Below are 21,057 nucleotides of genomic sequence, written 5' to 3'. Positions count from 1 at the left end.
ATATTTATTTTTCTGTTCATTTGCCTTGATGCAAACGAACCAAAAATCACAATCAATCTGAGGAAATTCCTTCGAAACATTCGCTTTCAAAGCTTCATGCTTGAAGCTTTGCTTCGCAGTTCCGCTTTTTCGCTCTCTATTTCTGCAAATTGATGTTCAATTATCCGAATTGATTTAGGACTTGATAGTTTAATTATTCCGTTCTTAATTCAATCAGTATTCTATTTGTGTTAATAAATCCATTCCAGTTCCTTTTTTGCTAAATAACTAAGATGGGCTTTTTAATATTGTTTTCATTTTTTCAACCATCAAATACACATCTTCAAATGAATTGTACAACGGAATTGGTGCACATCTAATCACATCAGGTTCTCGCCAATCGCTAATAACTCCAGCTTCGGTTAATTTGTCGTGTAATGATTTATCTGCATTTAATACTTGAATAGATAATTGGCAACCGCGTTCATCGGGATTTTCTGGAGTGATAATTCTAATGGTATCTTCGCCTAATTGCTTCAGTAAAAACTCGAAATAACCAGTTAGTTTTTTCGATTTTTTTAGAATTTTATCAAATCCGACTTCATGAAACATATCTAAAGAAGCTTTTATAGCTGCCATGGATAAAATTGGTGGATTACTGAGTTGCCAACCTTCGGCTCCTGGTAACACATCAAACTCATGTCGCATATTAAAACGTGTATCTTTATTGTGGCTCCACCAACCTGTAAATCGATTTAAGGTTTTATCATAGGCATGTCTCTCATGAACAAAACAACCCGATAAACTTCCTGGTCCAGAATTCATGTATTTATACGTACACCAAACGGCAAAATCGGCTCCGGAATTATGTAAATCTAAATCGACGTTTCCGGCTCCATGTGCGCAATCAAATCCAACTTTACAACCGTAACTGTGACCAAGCTTTGTGATCCGTTTAAAATCGAAAAATTGACCGGTGTAATAATTGACGCCTCCAACCATAATAAGTGCAATTTCATTTCCGTGCGCTTCGAGAATGGTTTCTAAATCTTCATAATTTAGTAATTCTTCGCCTTCTCTTGGTTTCCATAAGATTAAACCTTCTTTATCATCGTAACCATGATGACGTAATTGTGACTCTACAGCATATTTATCGGAAGGAAAAGCATCACTCTCTATGAGAATTTTATAACGTTCCTTTGTTGGTTTATAAAAGGAAGCCATCATAAAGTGCAAATTTGCAGTTAAAGAGTTCATAGTGACCACTTCAATAGGTTTTGCGCCAACAAGCTTTGCTGTAGCCTCCGTTAAAAATTCATGATAAGGTAACCAAGGATTTTTAGCATCAGTATGACCTTCTACTCCGAGATTTGCCCAATCTTCTAATTCTTGATCGATATAAGCCTTGGTTGATTTTGGTTGTAGGCCTAATGAGTTGCCACATAGGTATATAATGTCATTTCCATGTTTGTCTTTTGGAATATGAAATTGTGCTCTGTAGCTAGATAATTCGTCTAATTCGTCTTGTTTTTTTGCATAGTCAAGACCTAATTTGTAGTTGGACAATTTGAAAGGTTTTTCGGATTGTAACAAAAATAGCATTATTTTATTAAATTTCCGTTAATCGATTATATCAGAAAGTATGATATAATTAAAAAGAATTAAATAGTTTTGCGCATATTTTTCTGGCTAAAAAGATAGTCCCTAATTAATTGTATATGCTGAAAAAACTTTGGTCACCCTATCACCAATGGTATATTGAGTATAGTGGTTTTTCTAATGTAAAAGAGAAAGACGACTTAACTTATTTTAGAGATAAATTGTTTGTCTCTATCTTAATATTAACTCTTGTGTTAAGTTTAATATCCTATATTCCTAGTGCAGGTATGGCTATTGCTTTAGATAAATGGTTTGTTTTTGTTATAGATACCGTAGCTGTTTTAGTAATGTCGTTTTTGGTTCTTAATAAAAGAATGCTTTTAACAACAAAAAAAACTATATTTTCTATTAATTTATTTGTGCTGTCTTTTGCTTTAATTATTGATTTAGGGCTGAATGGTAATGGAACTATTTTACTCTTTATGCTTAGTATTTTAATAACGCTTTATAGTGGGAAGAAAGCTGGTGTTAATTCTGTTTTGTTATCTGCAGTGTTTTATGCTATTATATTATTTATTGATTATGTAAAGTGGATAGATATTCGTTTTTTTACGGAGTCTCCAATAGAAATATTATTTGTTGTTTTTATTAATAATGTTGTTTTCGGGTTACTTACAGTGCTTTCAGTTTCGTTTTTAATAGACCATTTGCATAATGCGTTATTAAGAGAAAATGAATTACAAGATGAGCTTCTAGAAAAACATCGAAATGTAATCATTGCTAAGGAGCGCGCTGAGGAGTCAGATAAGTTAAAATCTGCATTTATGTCCAATATGAGTCATGAAATTAGAACTCCCATGTATGGCATTTTGGGTAGTGCTGAACTTTTAAAATCATACCAATTAGAAGATGAAGAGTATCAGGAATATGTAAGTGTAATTGAAAGTAATGGTAATGAACTACTAGATGTTATTACAGATATTCTGAATATCTCTAAAATAGAAACTGGACTTATGCAGGTTAAAACATCGTTATTTAATGTTAACGATTGCATTCAAGATATTTACAAATTGTTTTTGCCAGAAGCGGAATTAAAAAATGTTCAGTTTACTTTAACTAATTTCGTCCCACAAAAGAATAGTCAAATAAATTCTGATAGTAATAAGTTTATAGCCATTTTAAAACATTTAATAGAAAATGCAATAAAGTATACTGCCAAAGGTGATAGTATTTTTCTTAGTTGTAGTTTAAATAATACAGCTTCTCAATTAGAATTTTTTATTAAAGATACTGGTGTTGGAATTCCTGAAGATAAAAAAGAGTCTATTTTTAATCCTTTTTATCAGGTTGATGTCAATAACAGGAATGGCTTACATGGTTCTGGAATTGGATTGTCTATATCGAAAGCTTACGTAGAAATGCTAGGAGGGAATTTGGTATTAGAAAGTGAAACGGGAGTAGGAACGTCTATTAGGTTTAATATCCCTATTAATATGCAAAACGTTTAAATCTGGGGTTTTATATACCTCAAGAAAAAAGCACTTCAATATAATAATTGAAGTGCTTTACATATATAATAGGCGCCAAAAGGCGGAAAATGTAAGCTATGCGTTTTTAAGTCAAAACTTAGAACGCGAATCTTACATTTTAGGCTGTAAAAATACAGTCTTATTTTTGTCCAACCAAAGTAATACTTACTTCAGTGAAATTTAGATTCCAGTTGCCACCGTCCATTTTGTGGTCTGTTGCAATTTTAATGCCTTTATAATCTTTATAGTTTTCAAAGGTGGTTGCCATTGTCGGTTCTTCAGAATTTCCTTTTCTAAAGACCCATTCTTTAATAATGAAATCATCGCTATAAAATATGTCATAAGCATCTCCTGGAGTATAACCTCCTTTATTTGGGTAAGTTAGTGTGATAAGATTTAACTGATTTTTACTAATTGGAGCTTCAGCTTTTGTTGGTTCAGAAATGGTTGTAGAGGTGTTCCAAACCAATTGAAACGGTATTAACAACCAAAACTTATCGTTTATAAAAGCTCTATCAGTGTCTATACTTGTGCTGTCTATCGCATTTAAAGTGTAACTCACAGTTTGTGTTTCAGTCACCATACTAACATTTTTAGTTTTTGGATTCCAAGTCCAAGATCGCCTTTTACCTTTTATAGTGTCTCTATCGACTTGAAAAGTAAATTTTACTTCAAAGACATTCTTCCAATTTTCAAAACCATGTGCGTTAGCAATTTTTCGAGCAACAGTTGGTTCTTTATGGATTTCTTTTAAACGTGATTCGGATTTATCAGATTTGCAAGTTGAAAAAAGTAGTAAACATATAAGACCAAGATATAATGATTTCATATTAAAAAAGATATGGTAAATTACAGGCTAAATTAATCAACCATGAATGACGACGCTAATTATTTTGAAGTTAATAAAGCGACTTGGAACAAAAAAGTAGCCATACATGCGCAAAGTGACATGTACGATATGGATGCTTTTAAAAAAGGGAAATCCTCTCTGATGCCTTATGAGTTGAACGCTTTAGGTGATGTTAGTGGAAAGTCTCTTTTGCACCTACAATGCCATTTTGGCCAAGATACATTGAGTTGGAGTCGGATGGGAGCCAAGTGTGTTGGAGTAGATTTGAGTGATGAAGGAGTGAAATTAGCAAAACAATTAAATGATGAATTACAACTTGATGCTGAGTTTGTCTGTTGTAATGTTTTGGATACTTCTAAACATATTTCAGATACTTTTGATATTGTTTTTACAAGCTACGGAACTATTGGTTGGTTACCCGATTTAAAACCTTGGGCAAAAATGATTTCAGAACGACTCAAATTAGGAGGGACATTTTATATTGTGGAATTTCATCCTATTGCGTGGATGTTTGATTATATGGATGGACAACCTAAAATGACATATCATTATAGTCAGGATGATGTGATTTATGACGAATATGAAGGGACTTATGCGAATCAAGATTCAAAAATGATAAGTAAAGAGTATGGGTGGAATCATGGCTTAGGCGAAATAGTTAATTCACTTATTGAAGTCGGATTACAAATTGAGTACCTCAATGAATATGATGAAAGTCCGTATGATGTTTTTCCGGATTTGATTAAGACAGAATCAGGAATGTATAAAATGAAAAATCAATTGTTTCCTATGATTTTCGAATTGAAGGCTACGAAAAAAAAGGTTCTCTAATTCCTAAATGGGAAAACTGTAAAATCTAACATTCTATCAAAAAAAAATAATTTCGAACATGAAAATAATTAATTTATTAATCCTTTTCCTGACAATTAACCTTTGTTCTGCTCAAGCGATTAAAGGTATTGTAAAAGATAAATTAACAGGGGAATCTATCGCTTATGCGAATGTTGTTTTAAAAAATGGAAAAGGAACTTATGCTAATGAGTTTGGGGATTTTGAATTGAAAATTAAAAACATAAATAGTGATACTTTAAAAATTTCAACTATAGGTTATAAATCTAGGCTATTGCCTGCTACTAGTTTTAAAACGGATGTGATACTTGAAATTTTCTTAGAGCCTGAAATTGAGAATTTGGATGAAGTCGTCATTTCTAGTAAAAGAATAAAATATGGTGAGAAAGAGATTCTAGGCGAAAAAAGAGACGGAAATATGGGTGTTACGTCCTTAATTGGTTATGAAACTACTGTTTTAATAGAAAACCCCAAATACAAAACAGGTAAAGTTAATAGCGTTTATATAAATCTTAAAAAACGAAAAGATGCTGAATATATAGCAACCTTTAATCTTAAGTTTTATGAATTTGATTCGATAACTAATTCTCCTGGTAAGTTGTTATATCATGAAAATTTATATGTGAAACCTAAAAATAAAAAATATAAACTTTGGGTTGATGTAAAAGATTTAGGAATTAGATTCCCTAAAAATGGAATTTGTGTTGGTGTAGAAATGGTAAATACATCAGGGAAAGTGAAAAAGTACGCTTATTTTGGACCAAGATATGGATATACCTTTACGGAAGAGAAAGATCTGCAAACTTGGTCTAATTATCATAATACAGGATGGAGAGATGGATCAATAAAATATAAAAACCCCAAACGCACTAAAGTTGGGGTTTTAAATCCTATGATAGGTGTTGAAGTGGAGTATATTTCGGAATAAGTTTTTTACAATATTTTAAGACCTATCAGATGTTCAAAACCTGATAGGTCTAAAATACTAATGCTTCGCATCATCCTTTAATAACTCAGGAAACTTTGACTTAAACTTATTCAAACGAGGAACAGATACATTTCTTATATAACCTTGATTAGGATGAAGTCGTTCATAATTTTGATGATAATCTTCTCCAACCCAAAACTTTTGAAACGGATAGACTTCTGCAGCAATGGTAGCATCTAATTCTTTAGCTAAAGCCGCTTTTTTATCTTCTATAATTTTCTTTTGCTCATCGTTTTGGTAAAAGATTATAGAACGATACTGTGATCCATGATCAGGACCTTGACCATTAACTTGAGTGGGATTTTGAGAACCAAAATAGACATCAACTAATTCTGAAAAACTAATAACTTTAGGGTCATAAATTATCTCTACAGCTTCTGCATGGCCTGTTTTACCGGTATTGCTTGCTTCATAAGTTGGGTTTTCTGTATGTCCACCAGCATAGCCTGAAATAGATTCCTCAACACCTTTTACGCTTTCATAAACAGCTTCAACACACCAAAAACAGCCACTAGCAAAATAGGCTCTAGCTTTACCATCTTTTAATGGTACAACTACGGGTTCTGCATCTATAATAGCTTGTTGCTTAGGATTTGTTTGTGCTTGATTGTGACAACTGAATAATAAAGTGATGGTTAAAATGCTTAGTAACTTTCTCATATTTTGATTTTTCTTTCTTTTAATAGTCGTTAGAAGTTACGATTCCTTAAGTCTAATTATTCTAAAATTATCTTAAATAAAAAAAGCCTCTGCAAATGCAAAGGCTTAGATATATTATGTGTAGTATGCTTATTTACTAAGTTTAGCAAATAATTTATTCATTTTTACTTTTTCTTCTTCCGCTAAATCAGCATCTACAAGGATACGACCACTATGTTCATCAGTAATTACTTTCTTACGAGAAGCAATTTCTACTTGTATTTGTGGAGGAATAGTAAAGAAAGACCCACCAGAAGCACCACGCTCAATAGCAACAACAGCTAAACCATTTTTAACGTTGTTTCTAATTCTTTGGTAAGCTTTAACTAAACGTTCATCAATCTTCTTTTGAAAATCTAAAGATTTATCGTTAAGCGCTTCTTCTTCTTTTTCAGTTTCCTTCAAGATTTCGTTAAGCTCTCCTTTTTTGTGCTTTAAATGCGCAGTACGATCTTTTAAACGATCTTTAGTTTCAGAAATAACTTCTTTTTTCTGTTCTATCTGAACTTTAAATTCTTTAATGTGCTTTTCAGCTAATTGAATTTCCAATTCTTGAAATTCAATTTCTTTAGTTAATGAGTTGTATTCTCTGTTATTTCTAACATTTTTCTGTTGCTCACTGTATTTTTTAATCAAAGTTTTTGCTTCTTCGATTAGGTTTTTCTTACCTTTAATCTCGTCATCAATAATAGTTAGGCTATCATTTAGCTTTTCCATTCTTAAGTTAAGTCCTTCAACCTCGTCTTCTAGATCTCTAACTTCTAAAGGAAGTTCTCCTCTGACATTTCTTATTTCGTCTACTCTAGAGTCAATTAATTGTAAATCATATAGTGCTCTTAATCGCTCTTCAACAGAAACTTCAGCTTTTTTTGCCATAATTATAAATACTTTATCGGATTTGTATTTGTCTTTGATAAAATGATTGCAAAATTAGTGATTTTTTTCGAGAGATAGTCTACTAAAAACGATTTTGTGAATTGTTCGCTTTCATAATGCCCAATATCAGCCAATACGATATCATTTTCTGCACTAAAAAAATCGTGATATTTTAAGTCGGCAGTCACCAAAATATCAGCATTAGCAGCTTTTGCGGCCGAAATAGCAAAACTACCTGAACCACCTAAAACAGCAATGCGTTTAATTGGTTTATTTAATGGTTTTGAATGTCTAATACATTCGGTATTCATGTTGTTTTTAATGAATTTAAGGCAATCTTCGGTTTCCATGACATTCTCCAACTCACCAATCATGCCTATTCCGATGTGTTGATTGGTGTTCTCTAAGGTTGAAATTTCATATGCAACCTCTTCATAAGGATGCGCTTCAAAAAGTGTTTGTAATACTTTAGATTCTAAATGTTTTTTGAATGTCACAGAAATTGCCACTTCCTTTTCTGTATGTAATTCACCTTTTTTACCAATTACAGGATTAGAATTTTCATTTCCTAAATAAGTACCTTCCCCTTCAACATTAAAACTACACGATTCGTAATTGCCAATATTTCCTGCTCCTGTATTAAACAATGCCGTTCTTAACGCTTCTGCATTTGCATTTGGAACGTAGGTTTGTAATTTTTTAATTGTGCCAGATTGCGGGATGAGAATTTTTTTATTCGTCAATCCTAATTGATCACATATAATTGAATTTACGCCTTGTAGTGCATTGTCTAAAGCGGTGTGAATAGAAAATATAGCAATGTTATGCTGAATGGCTTTTATGACAACACGTTCTACATACGTTTTTCCGGTTATTTTTTTTAAACCTGAAAATATAATAGGGTGGAAGCTTACTATAAGATTGCAGTCATTTTCAATGGCTTCATCTACAACGGCTTCAAGCGTATCTAATGTAACAAGAATACCTGACACGTTTTCATTTTTATCACCAACTAAAAGTCCTACGTTGTCAAAATCTTCAGCATAAGCCAATGGAGCTAAGTTGTGTAAGTGATTAATTACGTCTTGTATAATCATAAGTGTATATTTGTTTCAAAAATAATATAATTTAGTGCTCGTGAAGATTATCCGCATCATATTGTTTCCTATTGTACCCATTTATTTCGTAATTACTTGGTTAAGAAATAGGTTGTTTGATTTAGGTATAAAATCGTCTAAATCTTATGATTTTCCTATAATTTGTGTCGGAAACCTTAGTACAGGTGGAACAGGAAAAACACCAATGATAGAGTATTTAATTCGACTTTTAAAAGATGAAAAGTCGGTTGCTACATTAAGTAGAGGTTACAAACGAAAAACAGAAGGTTTTATTTTAGCAGATGAAAATGCTAATGCAGATACTATTGGAGACGAACCTTTTCAGTTTCATAGAAAGTTTCAAGAAGTTACCGTTGCTGTTGATGCGGATAGGCAAAATGGAATTAAAGCACTTAGAGCATTAAAACTTCAGCCAGAAGTTATTTTATTGGATGATGCCTTTCAACATAGAAAAGTAAAAGCTGGATTTAATATTCTTTTAACCGCTTACAATAATCTTTATTATAAAGATATCGTTTTGCCTTCGGGTAATTTAAGAGAGCCGAGGTCTGGCGCTAATCGGGCCGATTTAATTGTGGTTACTAAGTGTCATAAAGATATTTCGGAAGGGGAAAAGAAAAAAATCACTTCTAAATTAAAAATTAAAAGTAATCAGCAGTTATTTTTTAGCTATGTGGATTATGCTGTGGATGTATTGTCAGAGTCAGATTCACTTGAGTTAACTAAGCTTCCAAAATTCACCTTAGTTACTGGAATAGCCAATGCGAATCCATTAGTTGATTTTTTAGTTGAGAAAGGATTGAAATTCGATCATCTAGAATTTAGTGATCATTATAATTTTAGAACTACTGATATTGAAGATTTGGCTTCAAAATCATTAATAATTACAACAGAAAAGGATTATGTGAGGTTAAGCAGTCATAAAAGTTTAGATGGTAAATTGTATTATATTCCTATTGAAATAAAAATAGATAATGCTGCACAATTCAACGCAGCGGTAAAAAGCTTTATTAGCTAAAGAAGCTAGATACTATTTTTTCTCCAGACAATGCAGCATGTAGTTTATCTTCGAAATCATCTTGTTTAAACGGTTTAGAAATAATATCATCAAAACCAGCGTCGCCAAACTCGTGCATTTTGTCTTCTAATGTCACTGCTGTTAGAGCAAAAATGGTGAGTTCTTTATCGAATGTTCTAATGATTTTTGTGGCTTCTAATCCACTTATACCTGGCATGTGTATGTCCATTAAAACAACATCGTACGCCACTTCTTTTACTTGTTCTACTGCAGCCTCTCCATTATCAACCACATCACAATAGAGATTCATTTTATTTAGAATCTTTTTGGTAATCATTTGATTGATTTTGTTATCTTCTACAATTAGAATCTTAACGTTGCTTAAGTCCAATCCTTCCATCTTATTTACTTTTTTAACTTCTACTACCTCAGTTTTGTCTACAACTTCATCATATTTTAAAGGGATTTCGAAAAAGAATGTTGTGCCTTTACCAAGCTCACTCTTTAAATGGATTGTTCCTTTAAGAATTTGAATTAGTCCTTTTACAATAGATAAACCTAAACCAGTACCTCCATACTTTCTGTTAATTTGTACAGAGCCTTGAGAAAAGCTCTCAAACATGTGGTCTTGTTTTTCTTTTGTAATACCAATACCATTATCTTCAATTTCGAAGCGAAGCTTGTACACATTGTCTTTTAGATCAATTTTACTTGCTCTCACCCAGATGTCTCCATCTTTTGTGAATTTAATAGCATTTCCGAGTAGGTTAATTAAGATTTGGGAAATCTTTAATTGGTCACCAACAAATGTTTCTGGCAAACCATTTTCATATTCAAAATGAATTTTAGTGTCTTGATCCTTCGCTGAGTTGCTAAGTGCCGAGATGACGTTCTCTAATTTGTTTCTAAGGTTAAAATGTTCTGGGTCTATCTCAACTTTATTGGCTTCAATTTTATTGATTTGAAGTATATCGTTGATAAAGGTTAATAGGTAATCTCCAGAAAATTTTAAAGATTTTAAATGTGGAATTTGATGATCTTTTGGATCTTCATCTAATAGCATATTTGTGAGTCCGGTTACAGCATATAATGGAGTACGCAACTCATGGGTAACGGTAGATAAGAAGTTAGCTTTTGTTTTAGAAGCTAATTCTGCTTTTTCTTTGGCAACAATAAGTTCATCATTCTTTTTATGAAGCATAGTGTTGGTATTCAGTCTTATATTATTGTTTTTATACAGTGATAAAGTTAATAGTGATAAGATCGTAATTAATGCAATACTAAGTATTGTAGTTATTCTTGTAAATGCACTTTCTGCATTTATGTCTGTGATTTGTGCCTTTAGTTGCGCATTTTCAGCATCTTTATAATTATTAATGGATTGTCCAGAAATACCAGATACTATGTTTTCTCGCTTTACATTTAATATGGAGTCAGATAAATGAATATGTTTTTTGATGTATTCATGAGCAAGTTTATAGCTTCCATTTTTTTCATGAATGTCACTTAGTTTTATATAAGCTTCATTTACATTTTCTATAATCTTTTGTGATAGGGCAATAGACAGACCTTCTTCGATTTGAGATAAGGCTATTTTTGGATTGTTAAGGGCACTATAGACTTTTCCACTTTGAATTAAAGCACTGCTTAAAAGACGCTTTTGGTCATATTTTTTAGCTAAAATTATGGTTTTTTCTAACTTTGTTTTAGCTTTTTCATAGTCTTCTTGTGCAATATATGCTTTAGCTTCGTTAAGTGTAACTTCTGAAATATACTCTTCTCTATCTACTTGTTCAAATAAGTTTTTTGCAGAATTGTAATAGGTTAGTGCTTTGTCGTATTCCTGTTGTGTGCTAAAAATGACACCTTTAATATTATAGGTAATAGCAAGGTTGCTATAGTCATTGTTATCTCGTTGGATTTGAATGGCTTTGCTAAGTGAAATAGTAGCTTGGTCTTTCTCACCGACGAAAAATTGAACTTTAGCAATTTTGGTGTGAATTGTACCCTGACTAGACTTGTCGTCAATTTTTTCGGCTATAACCAATGCCTTATCCAAATTATCCTTGGCATTATAATAATTGCCTCGGTCATTGTCTAGTTTGGCTTGGTTTAGATGTTCTTTTAATCTCAAAGAGAGCATGTCTCTATCTTCAGCGACATCTTGTTGCGCGAAAATAAGACTACAAAAACATGCTAAAAAAACAAATATGTAATATTTGATCTGGGACATTCAGCTCACTTTAATTTGAACAAATATAATTATTTATTCGACAAAAGTGATTATTTGTCCGATAAATTGCAAATTAAATCTAAAATCCTTGAGCTATACCCTGTTTCATTATCGTACCAACCTACTATTTTTACCATGTTTCCTATCACAGAAGTCATTTGTGCATCAAAAATACAAGAGTGTGGATTACCAACAATATCAATAGATACAATAGGGTCTTCGGTGTATTCTAAAATGCCTTTTAGGTGACTATTAGCTGCATTTTTAAATATATCATTAACAGCTTTAATAGTTGTAGGTTTTTTAACATTTATTGTAATATCCGTTAATGAACCGTTTGCCACAGGTACTCTAATACCACAACCACCTATAACATCTGATAAATCAGGGAAAATCTTTGTCAGCGCTTTAGCGGCTCCTGTGGTGGTTGGTACAATTGATTGCCCTGCAGCTCTTGCACGTCTTAAGTCTTTATGAGGCTGATCGTGTAAGCTTTGGTCTGTAGTATAGGAATGTATTGTGGTTATGTATGCTTGTTTTATACCAAGATGTTCTTTAATTAAAGCTATCATCGGAGCTGCATTATTAGTAGTACACGATGCATTTGATATAATTGTTTCAGAGCCTGTTAACGTGTTATCATTAACACCCAAAACAATGGTTTTGATTTCATCTTCCAAAGCTGGGACAGATAGAATAACACGTTTTGCGCCATTTGTAATATGACATTGAAGGTCTGCTTTTGTTTTGAATTTACCAGTAGATTCTATTACAAAATCGGGTTCAATTTTAGACCAATTGATGTTTTTTGGATGAGATTCTCTATATAATGGGATTGAAACATCATTCACTATTATATGATGCTCATCGTAAGAAACGGTCTCTTTTAAAACACCATGAATACTATCGTATTTTAATAAGTGGCTTAAGGTTCTTGAATCAGCTAAATCATTTACACCAACCACACAAATTTGTGGATGTTCTAAAGCTAGTCTAAATACACGACGGCCAATTCTACCAAAACCGTTAATGGCTATCGTAATCATTAGTTGATATGTTTTTGTGCTTTGTATGATGATCTTACTAATGCGCTACTTTCAACATGTCTAAAGCCTAATTCTAAACCAATAGCTTTATATTCATCAAACTGATCTGGGTTGATAAACTGCTTTACTGGTAAATGCTTTTTACTGGGTTGTAAATATTGTCCGATTGTAACGACATCAACATCTTGAGCTCTTAAATCGTGCAGTGTTTGAATAACTTCATCACGTTCTTCTCCTAAACCTAACATAATACCAGATTTGGTTCTACGCTGTCCTTGGGATTTTAAGTATTTCAAAACTCCCATACTGCGATCATACTGCGCTTGTATTCTAACATCTCGTGTTAAGCGTCTTACAGTTTCAATATTATGAGAAACAACTTCTGGTGCGACATCAATAATACGATCGATGTGTTTTTCAATACCCTGAAAATCTGGAATTAGGGTTTCAAGAGTCGTTTCAGGATTCATGCGTCGTACCGCTTTTACGGTTTCAGCCCACATAATGCTTCCCATGTCTTTAAGGTCATCGCGATCTACACTTGTTAAAACGGCATGTTTAATTTGCATCAGTTTTATAGATCGTGCTACTTTTTCTGGTTCATCCCAATCGACCGTTTCTGGTCGTCCTGTTTTTACACCACAAAATCCACAAGAACGCGTGCAAACGTTTCCTAAAATCATAAACGTCGCTGTGCCTTCGCCCCAACATTCACCCATGTTTGGGCAACTTCCAGAGGTGCAAATTGTATTTAGTTTATACTTGTCTACTAAGGTTCTGAGTTCTGTGTATTTTTTACCTGTAGGTAATTTTACTCTTAGCCATTTTGGTTTACGTTCTGGTAAAATATTTGAAGCAACTTTTGTATCCATGCAATTATCAATTTCTACGAGCAAAGATACAAAGTAAATAATAAAAAAGATTTACTGAAATAGAGGGAGTCAAATATGAATCATAAACAATCAGCGCCTCAAAATGATTAGTTATTCAAGATTTTTACGAGTTGAAAGTGTTAACGTTTAATAATAATTTCAGCTAATAATTTTTTAGCTCTCAGAAGTTTTACTTTTACATTGTTAATAGGCTCTTTCAATTCATCTGAAATTTCTTTGTAACTCAATTCTCTGAAATAACGTAAGTTGATGACTTCTTGATAATGAGGTTTTAGTTTTTTTATATCGCGTAAAAGATTAGCTAGATTTTGCTCTGTGATAATTTTATCTTCAGGTGTAGGAGAGTCATCTACGATATCAAAATAGTTGTCTTCGTTATCTTTAGACGTGTTATTGATTGTTTTTTTCTGTTTTCGAACTAAATCAATATGAATATTTTTCGAAATAGTAATCAGCCAAGTTTTGAACTTATAGTCTTCGTTATACGTGTTAATTTTATCGAAAGCTTTAGAAAATGTCTGAATGGTTATGTCTTCAGCATCATTTTCATTCAGGGTGCGTTTTAGTTGAAACGCATAAACATCATTCCAATAGGTGTCTAGGAGAAATTTGAATGCAATTTGATTGTTGTTTTTGGCTTTGTTTATGGCTTCTTTTACTTCCAATGTTTTGGCTTAGATATCAGATTAGCTATAAAGATACTTAATTGTGTAGTAATTAGAAATAATTCTAAAATTGGCATGAGAATAATGAGGTCAGTTTCTTGAAACTTTTTCGCTGTAAACCCAAAACATAACCATTGAATTACAAAGCGTAAGCCAACTAATGATGCAATCCATGGCCAAGAAAACCCTATGATTAATAAAGCGCTTCCCAAAATCCAAAATAATAAGTTCGTAATATAAAATAGACCTAATAAAAATTGATGCTTCAATTTGTAAAAATTAGCAGTACTTATATGTCTTCTTTTTTGAAGAATCCATTCTTTAAAAGTTGTTTTCGGTTCAGAAATTGTAAAACTATCTTTTGTGTAACTGAGTGCTGTGTTAGACGCATTAGATACTTCATTTATAAACAAATCGTCATCGCCAGATTTAATAGACATATGATTACTAAACCCACAATTATTGAAGAATAACTCTTTTCTGTATGCCATGTTGCGACCAACTCCCATGTATGGTATTCCCATTTTTGCATAAGAAAAATACTGTAAGGCCGTCATTACGGTTTCAAATCGTATAAGTTGGTTTAAGAATGAAAATTTCTTTTTAGCATAGGCTCCATAACCTAAAACGATAGATTTCTCATTTGAAAAATGACTGCTCATTTGTACCAACCATTGTTTAGAGTTTGGTGTACAATCGGCATCAGTAAACACTAAAAAATCATGCTTAGAAGCTTTAATACCTAAAGTAAGTGCGTATTTTTTATTTCCCCAAAAAGCCTCATTGGTTTTTACATCAACAAGTTTGATGTTATTGTTTTCAGCGTCAAAAGCCTTCATGATTTCTAATGTGTCATCATACGAACTATCGTTGACTAAAACAATTTCGAAATTTGAATACTCTTGATTTAATATTAAAGGAATATTTTTCTTTAAATTTTCTGCTTCATTTTTAGCACAGATAATGACAGATATTGGAATATGCTTTTTTTGTTGTGTTTCGGGTCGTTTGATGCCAAAAGAGAAGAGAAAACTAAGATAATATACTATTTGAATACCAACAACGGCAATAAATACATAAAATAGTATTGAGGGAATTACCATTAATGCTTAAGAATGTTGAGGTTCGCTACAGTCTTTATATTCTTCTGGCGATTTTCCGCAAAAACCACAAGCTTCACCTTCTTTATTTAGCATAGGGTTTTGGCTTGCACAAGTACCTGCGAATTTGCCGTCTTTTTTTGCCCATATTTTTATAGCGATTCCTGCTACTGCTAAAGCTAATAATCCTAATGTAAGTAATAATAATTTCATCTGTTTGTATATATTATATTTTAATTGCCAAATGGAACACCCTTATAAATTCGTTTCTAACTGATAAATTTCAGGATGTTTCATTAAAATGCTTAAAATTTAATGCAAAGATAACGCTTTTACATTTATTTCCTTATTCATTTTAATGTGACTTAACATGTTGAAACTGTGTCTTACCACTAATAAATATTATTAACTAACTAATTAATTTAAGAATTATGAAAAAATTATTCGCAGAGTTCTTCGGAACGTTTTGGCTTGTATTTGGTGGTTGTGGTAGTGCTATCTTTGCTGCCGGATTTCCTGAATTAGGAATTGGATTTCTAGGGGTTGCTTTAGCATTTGGTCTTACAGTATTAACGATGGCTTTTGCCGTGGGTCACATTTCAGGCGGACATTTTAATCCTGCTGTATCTATTGGTCTTTGGGCTGGTGGAAAGTTTGAGGCAAAAGATTTATTGGGATATATTTTAGCCCAAGTTGTAGGTGGTATTGCTGCTGCTGGTGTGTTATACCTTATTGTTTCTGGTAAAGCTGGTTTTGAAGGAGTAGGAGGGTTTGCTGCAAATGGCTATGATGATTTGTCACCCGGAGGTTATAGTATGGTGTCCGCTTTAGTCGCTGAGGTGGTTTTAACAGCATTCTTTTTAATTGTTATTTTAGGTAGTACAAATTTTAGAGCTCCTAAAGGTTTTGCTCCAATTGCTATTGGATTGGCATTAACATTAATTCACTTAATTAGTATTCCTATTACCAACACATCTGTGAATCCTGCAAGATCTTTAAGTCAGGCTATATTTGCAGAAGGAGCATATATGTCACAAGTTTGGTTGTTTTGGGTAGCTCCTATAGCAGGTGCTATTATTGGTGGAATAATCCATAAAACATTTTTTGAAAAAGAGTAAGCTTTATTTAGTTTACATAAAAAAAGAGGCGCAATTTAGATATTGCGCCTCTTTCGTTTGGATTAATTAACCTTGTTTACCTTTCTTTTAAAGAAATTTCAGCAACTTCGGTATTATTTTCGTTTGTATTATCTCCTTTTGTGCCAATTTTGATACTAAGTGCTAATGCATCTTCCATGTATGGAATTTGTTTCAGCTTACGATCAGACTCATCTAAAATACCTAAGTTAACCATTCGGTCTTGTAATTCAGCCCAGATTTGGTATTGCTGTTCTTTTGGTAATTGAGGTAAAGTAATAACATCAATCATAGATGTTTTCTCAATCGGATTAATGTAGGCAACCGTTTTTAAGTTTTTAGCTCGCTCATTACCATTAATAACATACTTTCTTGAATCTGGATTGTTAAGTTTCATCAGTTCTCTTGATAACTCGTCTAATTTAGAATTGTTGTTTTCAATATCACTTCTTAAGTCAAAAATCTCGTCAACAACAACGTTGTTTTCACTATTTAATTCAATATTCTGTTGATAAAGCATAAAAGACGTTGCAGCAAATAATATAGCTGCTGCACTTGCTGCAATACTGTACCAAGGCGTTTTTCTCTTCGTTGCTAATGGAATGATTTTAGTGTTATCTTTTGCTTCTAAGGACTTTAATATGTCTCCTAAAATATAATCAGGTGCATCAACAGCGCCTGCTTTTGCAATAATTTCTAAATTATCTTGAAGTTTTTCATATGCCTGAGCTGCTTCTGGATAGGTAGAAATAAAGTGTTCTACTTCTTTAGATTCTTCTAAAGAAAGGTCTCCGACTAAGTACTTATTAAGTAGGTCAGAATTTAAAAAGTTTTGTATTTTTTTTTCCATGATCAAATAATTTAGGGATTGTAAACCTTTTTCAGTTCTCTTAATCCTATTTTTAATCTAGATTTAATTGTGCCAAGCGGAATGTCTAATTCGTCACTAGCTTCTTGTTGTGTCATCCCTTGAAAAAACAAGGCGTCTAACACAATTTGATATTTTTCTTCTAGTCCTCCAACATGCTTTTTAATGTCCATGACATCTTCGTTAAAATTTGTTGTTGGTAAGATATATACGTTAGATGTTTCAATTTGGACTTCTTTATGGTACCGATTATTAAAACTACGTAATTTATCTATGGCTGTATTCCGTGCAATACGAAACAACCAAGTAAATAGTTTAGCTTTGGAAGCATCATATTTTGAAGCGTTTTTCCATACCTTAAGAAATGTTTCTTGTAACGCATCTTGCGCAACTTCTTCATTTACTGTTATTTTTAAAATAACACCATAAAGACTATTAGAATAGTTTTCATAGAGCAAATTCAAAGCACGTTTATCTCCTTGTTGAAGATAATCAATAATCTTTTGTTCTGTAGGTGTTATACTCAAAGTGTTAAAGTCTTAATAATTTAGATTGTTAAAACGTCCGAATCCTATTTCTAAACGTAAATATAATTAAATACACCATATAGGTGCTCAATATAAAGTCTTAGAATGATTTTATCTTCATAAGAGGTTGATTAATAGCATTTTCAAATAGAAATTATTCTAAATTCAAAAGTCGCAATTTTTAATTGTGACTTTTGCTTTATATGATATTCACTTCAGTTTCTATACTTATATTAAATAACCGCTGTACTGTTTTCTGAATTAATTTTGCCAATTCAAAAATCTCCTTCCCACTTGCATTGCCATAATTAACCAAAACTAAAGCCTGTTTATTGTGAACACCATAATCATTAAAACGCTTACCTTTAAATCCAGCTTTTTCAATAAGCCATCCAGCAGGTACTTTTATAGCCTCATCTGATATTTTATACGAAGGCACATCTGGAAAGTTACTTTCTAATGCACTGAATTCTTCAGCCGAAATTATTGGGTTCTTAAAGAAACTACCACTATTACCAATCTCTTTTGGGTCTGGTAATTTACTCTGCCTAATAGCAATTACAGCATTAGAAATATCTTGAATCGTTGGTTCGTTTATGCCATTTGCGTCTAATTCATTTCTAATAACACCATAATCGGTGTGTAATTGATGTTTCGTCTTGGTGAGTTCAATGTTAACACTTGTAATTATGTATTGCCCTTTTAGGTCTTGTTTAAAAATAGATTCTCTATAGCCAAAGTTACAATCGGATTTTGAAAAGGTTGTAACCGATTGGTCATCTATTCTTAGCGCTTCACAACTTACAAATACATCTTTGAGCTCAACACCATAAGCACCAATATTTTGAATTGGAGCGGTGCCAATATTTCCAGGTATCAATGATAAATTTTCAATACCTCCAAAATTGTGTTCTAAACACCAAAGCACAAAGTTGTGCCAGTTTTCACCAGCCATTGCTTTAATTATAACTGAATTATCAGTTTCACTAATAATTTCAATGCCTTTTAAATTGATATGTAATACTAAGGCTTCAATATCTTTAGTTAACAACATATTGCTTCCTCCGCCTAAAACAAATAAAGGTAATTTGTGATGTTCTTTCAACACAGAAATAAGGTTTTCTGTAGAACTGATGTCACAATACGATTGCGCTTTAGCAGCTATGCCAAAAGTGTTAAACGATTTTAAAGAAACATTGTTAATAATGGTCATTAGTCTTTATATACTTTTAATGCTTCTTCTAAGATTTTAACGGCAATTTTTAAACTTTCGCTATTTAAAACATAAGCAATACGGATTTGATTTAAGCCAACTCCCGGAGTAGAATAGAAACCTGCTGCAGGTGCTACCATTACAGTGTCGTTATTGTAATCAAAGGATTCTAAAAGCCACTTTGCAAAATTATCTGAATTTTTTACAGGTAATTCTGCTATGCAATAAAAAGCACCACTTGGTGTAGCTACTTTAACTCCTTCAATTTTCTCTAACGCTTCAATTAATGTATTTCTTCGTTTTACATATTCTTCTTTTACATCATCAAAATAACTTTGAGGAGTGTCTAATGCTGCTTCACTTGCAATTTGTGCTAAAGTTGGTGGACTTAACCTTGCTTGAGCAAACTTTAAAGCTGTTTTTATAAAGTCTTTATTTTTTGAAACTAAATAGCCAATACGTGCACCACACATGCTGTATCGTTTCGAAACAGAATCGATTACAATAGCATGTTCTTCTAAACCTGGTTCTTGTAAAATAGAATAGTGTTCAACACCATCATAAACAAATTCTCTATAAACTTCGTCAGCAATCAAGAATAAGTCGTGCTTTTTTACAATGTCAGCAAGTTGCTTTATTTCTTCTTTTGAATATAAATAACCTGTTGGGTTACCTGGATTACAAATTAAAATTGCTTTAGTCTTTGATGTGATTAATTTCTCAAATTCTTCAATGGGAGGTAATGCAAAATTATCTTCAATTTTAGAAATTACAGGAACCACATTTACTCCAGAAGCTGTTGAGAAACCATTATAGTTGGCGTAAAAAGGCTCTGGAATAATGATTTCATCACCTTCGTCCATAATGCTACCAAAGGCAAATAAAAGGGCTTCACTTCCTCCTGTAGTTACAATGATATCATTATGCGAAACCACAATGGAATTGCGTTTGTAATAGTCGGCAATCTTTATTCTGTAGCTCTCAGCACCTTCAGATCTGCTATAGGCTAAAGTCTCAATTGTAGTGCTCTTTATAGCATCTAGTGCGACTTGTGGAGTTTTTATATCTGGTTGACCTATATTAAGGTAGTATATGTTTTTTCCTTTTTTCTGAGCTTCTTCAGCAAAAGGTACCAATTTTCTAATCGGCGATTCTGGCATCTGGATGCCTTTATTTGATATTGATGGCATTTGGTATCGGTTTTAAAATGCTAAGTTCTGAAAATTCTTAAAGTTTAAAGATAAAAAAAGCATAAAAAAAGAGCCTTCAAATTGAAAGCTCTTTTCTTTAAATTTATAAATGGATGCTCGATTATTGCTCGATCATACTTTTGCTTTTCTTTTCTAAAACACTAGTCTTATTAGAATCTACTACTAGTCCTTTTATTTTTAACGCAACTGTTGGAGTTTCTGCATTAGAAAAAACAGTAATAGTCTTTCTAATTGGGTTAACTCTCTTAGTATCGTATTTTACTTCTATTTTACCTGTTTCACCTGGCATTATTGGTCCGTCTGGTTTTTTAGGCACTGTACAACCGCAAGTCGATTTTACATTAGAAATTACTAAAGGAGCATCTCCTGTATTAGTAAATTCAAAAACTCTTACTCCATCAGCACCTTTTTCAATGGTACCGTAATCTATCACATCGGTCTTAAATTCTATTTTTGCTACCTTTTCTTGAGCAAATGAACCAAGACTCATTAATCCTACAAATAATACTGTTATTAAATTTTTCATCATTTTGATTTTGATTAGTCAAACTTAGTTACTTTTTCATTCCTAACAAAATTTATTAGACGTAATACACTCCATTTAACAGAAATTTTGGCTTTTGAACCCATATTGTTACGCTAATAATTTTTCAAAAAAGG

21 protein-coding genes are annotated in these 21,057 nt (G+C 32.4%); 5 read left to right on the top strand and 16 right to left on the bottom strand.

Annotation, left to right across the window (positions count from 1 at the left end; genetic code table 11):
• Window positions 1-267 precede the first annotated feature (267 nt).
• Window positions 268-1,545, bottom strand: a complete 1,278-nt coding sequence (kynU, locus tag HM992_RS19300; RefSeq protein ID WP_179321226.1) for a kynureninase — start codon at window positions 1,543-1,545, stop codon at window positions 268-270.
• 152 nt (window positions 1,546-1,697) lie between these two features.
• Here kynU and HM992_RS19295 point away from each other — a divergent pair, with 152 nt between their 5' ends.
• Window positions 1,698-3,086: a sensor histidine kinase gene (locus HM992_RS19295; RefSeq protein ID WP_178983584.1), complete on the top strand. Its 1,389-nt coding sequence runs from the start codon at window positions 1,698-1,700 to the stop codon at window positions 3,084-3,086.
• Window positions 3,087-3,246: 160 nt separating this feature from the next.
• Here the strand turns inward: HM992_RS19295 and HM992_RS19290 are convergent, their stop codons facing one another.
• Window positions 3,247-3,936, bottom strand: coding sequence for a hypothetical protein (locus HM992_RS19290; protein ID WP_179321225.1), 690 nt, complete (start codon window positions 3,934-3,936; stop codon window positions 3,247-3,249).
• A 42-nt stretch (window positions 3,937-3,978) separates the two neighbouring features.
• Between HM992_RS19290 and HM992_RS19285 the strand changes: the two genes are divergently transcribed.
• Together HM992_RS19285 and HM992_RS19280 are read left to right on the top strand one after the other, a co-directional pair.
• Window positions 3,979-4,788, top strand: a complete 810-nt coding sequence (locus tag HM992_RS19285; protein WP_179321224.1) for a class I SAM-dependent methyltransferase — start codon at window positions 3,979-3,981, stop codon at window positions 4,786-4,788.
• A 58-nt stretch (window positions 4,789-4,846) separates the two neighbouring features.
• Complete coding sequence (locus tag HM992_RS19280; RefSeq protein WP_179321223.1) at window positions 4,847-5,734, top strand: carboxypeptidase-like regulatory domain-containing protein; 888 nt, start codon at window positions 4,847-4,849, stop codon at window positions 5,732-5,734.
• Window positions 5,735-5,791: 57 nt separating this feature from the next.
• Here HM992_RS19280 and msrA read toward each other — a convergent pair whose 3' ends face one another.
• From msrA to HM992_RS19265, 3 genes are all read right to left on the bottom strand, one after another.
• Window positions 5,792-6,454 carry a peptide-methionine (S)-S-oxide reductase MsrA gene (gene msrA / locus HM992_RS19275; protein ID WP_179321222.1) on the bottom strand — a complete coding sequence of 221 codons (663 nt, stop codon included), beginning with the start codon at window positions 6,452-6,454 and terminating at the stop codon, window positions 5,792-5,794.
• Window positions 6,455-6,583: 129 nt separating this feature from the next.
• Window positions 6,584-7,369 carry a zinc ribbon domain-containing protein gene (locus HM992_RS19270; protein WP_178983589.1) on the bottom strand — a complete coding sequence of 262 codons (786 nt, stop codon included), beginning with the start codon at window positions 7,367-7,369 and terminating at the stop codon, window positions 6,584-6,586.
• A gap of 2 nt (window positions 7,370-7,371) precedes the next feature.
• Complete coding sequence (locus HM992_RS19265; protein WP_179321221.1) at window positions 7,372-8,466, bottom strand: Nif3-like dinuclear metal center hexameric protein; 1,095 nt, start codon at window positions 8,464-8,466, stop codon at window positions 7,372-7,374.
• 40 nt (window positions 8,467-8,506) lie between these two features.
• Between HM992_RS19265 and lpxK the strand changes: the two genes are divergently transcribed.
• Window positions 8,507-9,505 carry a tetraacyldisaccharide 4'-kinase gene (lpxK, locus tag HM992_RS19260; RefSeq protein ID WP_179321220.1) on the top strand — a complete coding sequence of 333 codons (999 nt, stop codon included), beginning with the start codon at window positions 8,507-8,509 and terminating at the stop codon, window positions 9,503-9,505.
• Here the strand turns inward: lpxK and HM992_RS19255 are convergent.
• The 6 genes from HM992_RS19255 to HM992_RS19230 all read right to left on the bottom strand — a co-directional run bounded on the left by HM992_RS19255 (window position 9,498) and on the right by HM992_RS19230 (window position 15,655).
• Window positions 9,498-11,738: an ATP-binding protein gene (locus tag HM992_RS19255; protein ID WP_178983592.1), complete on the bottom strand. Its 2,241-nt coding sequence runs from the start codon at window positions 11,736-11,738 to the stop codon at window positions 9,498-9,500. The two genes, lpxK and HM992_RS19255, sit on opposite strands and share 8 nt — an antisense overlap.
• 50 nt (window positions 11,739-11,788) lie before the next feature.
• The gene (gap, locus tag HM992_RS19250; RefSeq protein ID WP_179321219.1) at window positions 11,789-12,784 is read right to left on the bottom strand and encodes a type I glyceraldehyde-3-phosphate dehydrogenase; all 996 of its coding nucleotides are present in this window, start codon (window positions 12,782-12,784) and stop codon (window positions 11,789-11,791) included.
• Window positions 12,784-13,656: a lipoyl synthase gene (lipA, locus tag HM992_RS19245; protein WP_178983594.1), complete on the bottom strand. Its 873-nt coding sequence runs from the start codon at window positions 13,654-13,656 to the stop codon at window positions 12,784-12,786. Before lipA ends, gap begins: the two co-directional genes overlap by 1 nt.
• Before the next feature lie 140 nt (window positions 13,657-13,796).
• Window positions 13,797-14,342 carry an RNA polymerase sigma factor gene (locus HM992_RS19240; RefSeq protein ID WP_178983595.1) on the bottom strand — a complete coding sequence of 182 codons (546 nt, stop codon included), beginning with the start codon at window positions 14,340-14,342 and terminating at the stop codon, window positions 13,797-13,799.
• Entirely contained in the window at window positions 14,333-15,445 is a 1,113-nt protein-coding gene (locus HM992_RS19235) for a glycosyltransferase (RefSeq protein WP_179321218.1), read from the bottom strand. Before HM992_RS19235 ends, HM992_RS19240 begins: the two co-directional genes overlap by 10 nt.
• Before the next feature lie 6 nt (window positions 15,446-15,451).
• Entirely contained in the window at window positions 15,452-15,655 is a 204-nt protein-coding gene (locus tag HM992_RS19230) for a membrane or secreted protein (protein WP_178983597.1), read from the bottom strand.
• 218 nt (window positions 15,656-15,873) lie between these two features.
• Here HM992_RS19230 and aqpZ point away from each other — a divergent pair, with 218 nt between their 5' ends.
• A complete protein-coding gene (gene aqpZ, locus HM992_RS19225) occupies window positions 15,874-16,560 on the top strand; it encodes an aquaporin Z (RefSeq protein ID WP_179321217.1) in 687 nt (228 codons plus the stop codon).
• Between the two features lie 76 nt (window positions 16,561-16,636).
• Here aqpZ and HM992_RS19220 read toward each other — a convergent pair whose 3' ends face one another.
• From HM992_RS19220 to HM992_RS19200, 5 genes are all read right to left on the bottom strand, one after another.
• Entirely contained in the window at window positions 16,637-17,428 is a 792-nt protein-coding gene (locus HM992_RS19220) for an anti-sigma factor (RefSeq protein WP_179321216.1), read from the bottom strand.
• Between the two features lie 11 nt (window positions 17,429-17,439).
• Entirely contained in the window at window positions 17,440-17,973 is a 534-nt protein-coding gene (locus HM992_RS19215; protein WP_178983600.1) for an RNA polymerase sigma factor, read from the bottom strand.
• A gap of 199 nt (window positions 17,974-18,172) precedes the next feature.
• Window positions 18,173-19,186 (bottom strand): UDP-N-acetylmuramate dehydrogenase, encoded by a 1,014-nt coding sequence (gene murB, locus HM992_RS19210; protein ID WP_179321215.1) that lies wholly within the window; start codon window positions 19,184-19,186, stop codon window positions 18,173-18,175.
• Entirely contained in the window at window positions 19,186-20,376 is a 1,191-nt protein-coding gene (locus HM992_RS19205) for a pyridoxal phosphate-dependent aminotransferase (RefSeq protein ID WP_179321214.1), read from the bottom strand. Before HM992_RS19205 ends, murB begins: the two co-directional genes overlap by 1 nt.
• A gap of 121 nt (window positions 20,377-20,497) precedes the next feature.
• A complete protein-coding gene (locus tag HM992_RS19200) occupies window positions 20,498-20,923 on the bottom strand; it encodes a DUF1573 domain-containing protein (RefSeq protein WP_178986835.1) in 426 nt (141 codons plus the stop codon).
• Between the last annotated feature and the right edge of the window lie 134 nt (window positions 20,924-21,057).

It is taken from the genome of Winogradskyella helgolandensis (genome assembly GCF_013404085.1).
Classification (GTDB): Bacteria; Bacteroidota; Bacteroidia; order Flavobacteriales; family Flavobacteriaceae; genus Winogradskyella; species Winogradskyella helgolandensis.
This window is presented reverse-complemented; position numbering and strand designations above follow the sequence as displayed.

Bases quoted from the DNA above. Each gene is read 5' to 3' on its own strand.
- HM992_RS19295 (WP_178983584.1), top strand. From the start codon at position 1,698: ATGCTGAAAAAACTTTGGTCACCCTATCACCAATGGTATATTGAGTAT.
- HM992_RS19290 (WP_179321225.1), bottom strand. From the start codon at position 3,936: ATGAAATCATTATATCTTGGTCTTATATGTTTACTACTTTTTTCAACT.
- HM992_RS19285 (WP_179321224.1), top strand. From the start codon at position 3,979: ATGAATGACGACGCTAATTATTTTGAAGTTAATAAAGCGACTTGGAAC.
- HM992_RS19280 (WP_179321223.1), top strand. From the start codon at position 4,847: ATGAAAATAATTAATTTATTAATCCTTTTCCTGACAATTAACCTTTGT.
- msrA (WP_179321222.1), bottom strand. From the start codon at position 6,454: ATGAGAAAGTTACTAAGCATTTTAACCATCACTTTATTATTCAGTTGT.
- HM992_RS19270 (WP_178983589.1), bottom strand. From the start codon at position 7,369: ATGGCAAAAAAAGCTGAAGTTTCTGTTGAAGAGCGATTAAGAGCACTA.
- HM992_RS19265 (WP_179321221.1), bottom strand. From the start codon at position 8,466: ATGATTATACAAGACGTAATTAATCACTTACACAACTTAGCTCCATTG.
- HM992_RS19255 (WP_178983592.1), bottom strand. From the start codon at position 11,738: ATGTCCCAGATCAAATATTACATATTTGTTTTTTTAGCATGTTTTTGT.
- gap (WP_179321219.1), bottom strand. From the start codon at position 12,784: ATGATTACGATAGCCATTAACGGTTTTGGTAGAATTGGCCGTCGTGTA.
- lipA (WP_178983594.1), bottom strand. From the start codon at position 13,656: ATGGATACAAAAGTTGCTTCAAATATTTTACCAGAACGTAAACCAAAA.
- HM992_RS19235 (WP_179321218.1), bottom strand. From the start codon at position 15,445: ATGGTAATTCCCTCAATACTATTTTATGTATTTATTGCCGTTGTTGGT.
- HM992_RS19230 (WP_178983597.1), bottom strand. From the start codon at position 15,655: ATGAAATTATTATTACTTACATTAGGATTATTAGCTTTAGCAGTAGCA.
- aqpZ (WP_179321217.1), top strand. From the start codon at position 15,874: ATGAAAAAATTATTCGCAGAGTTCTTCGGAACGTTTTGGCTTGTATTT.
- HM992_RS19220 (WP_179321216.1), bottom strand. From the start codon at position 17,428: ATGGAAAAAAAAATACAAAACTTTTTAAATTCTGACCTACTTAATAAG.
- murB (WP_179321215.1), bottom strand. From the start codon at position 19,186: ATGACCATTATTAACAATGTTTCTTTAAAATCGTTTAACACTTTTGGC.
- HM992_RS19205 (WP_179321214.1), bottom strand. From the start codon at position 20,376: ATGCCATCAATATCAAATAAAGGCATCCAGATGCCAGAATCGCCGATT.
- HM992_RS19200 (WP_178986835.1), bottom strand. From the start codon at position 20,923: ATGAAAAATTTAATAACAGTATTATTTGTAGGATTAATGAGTCTTGGT.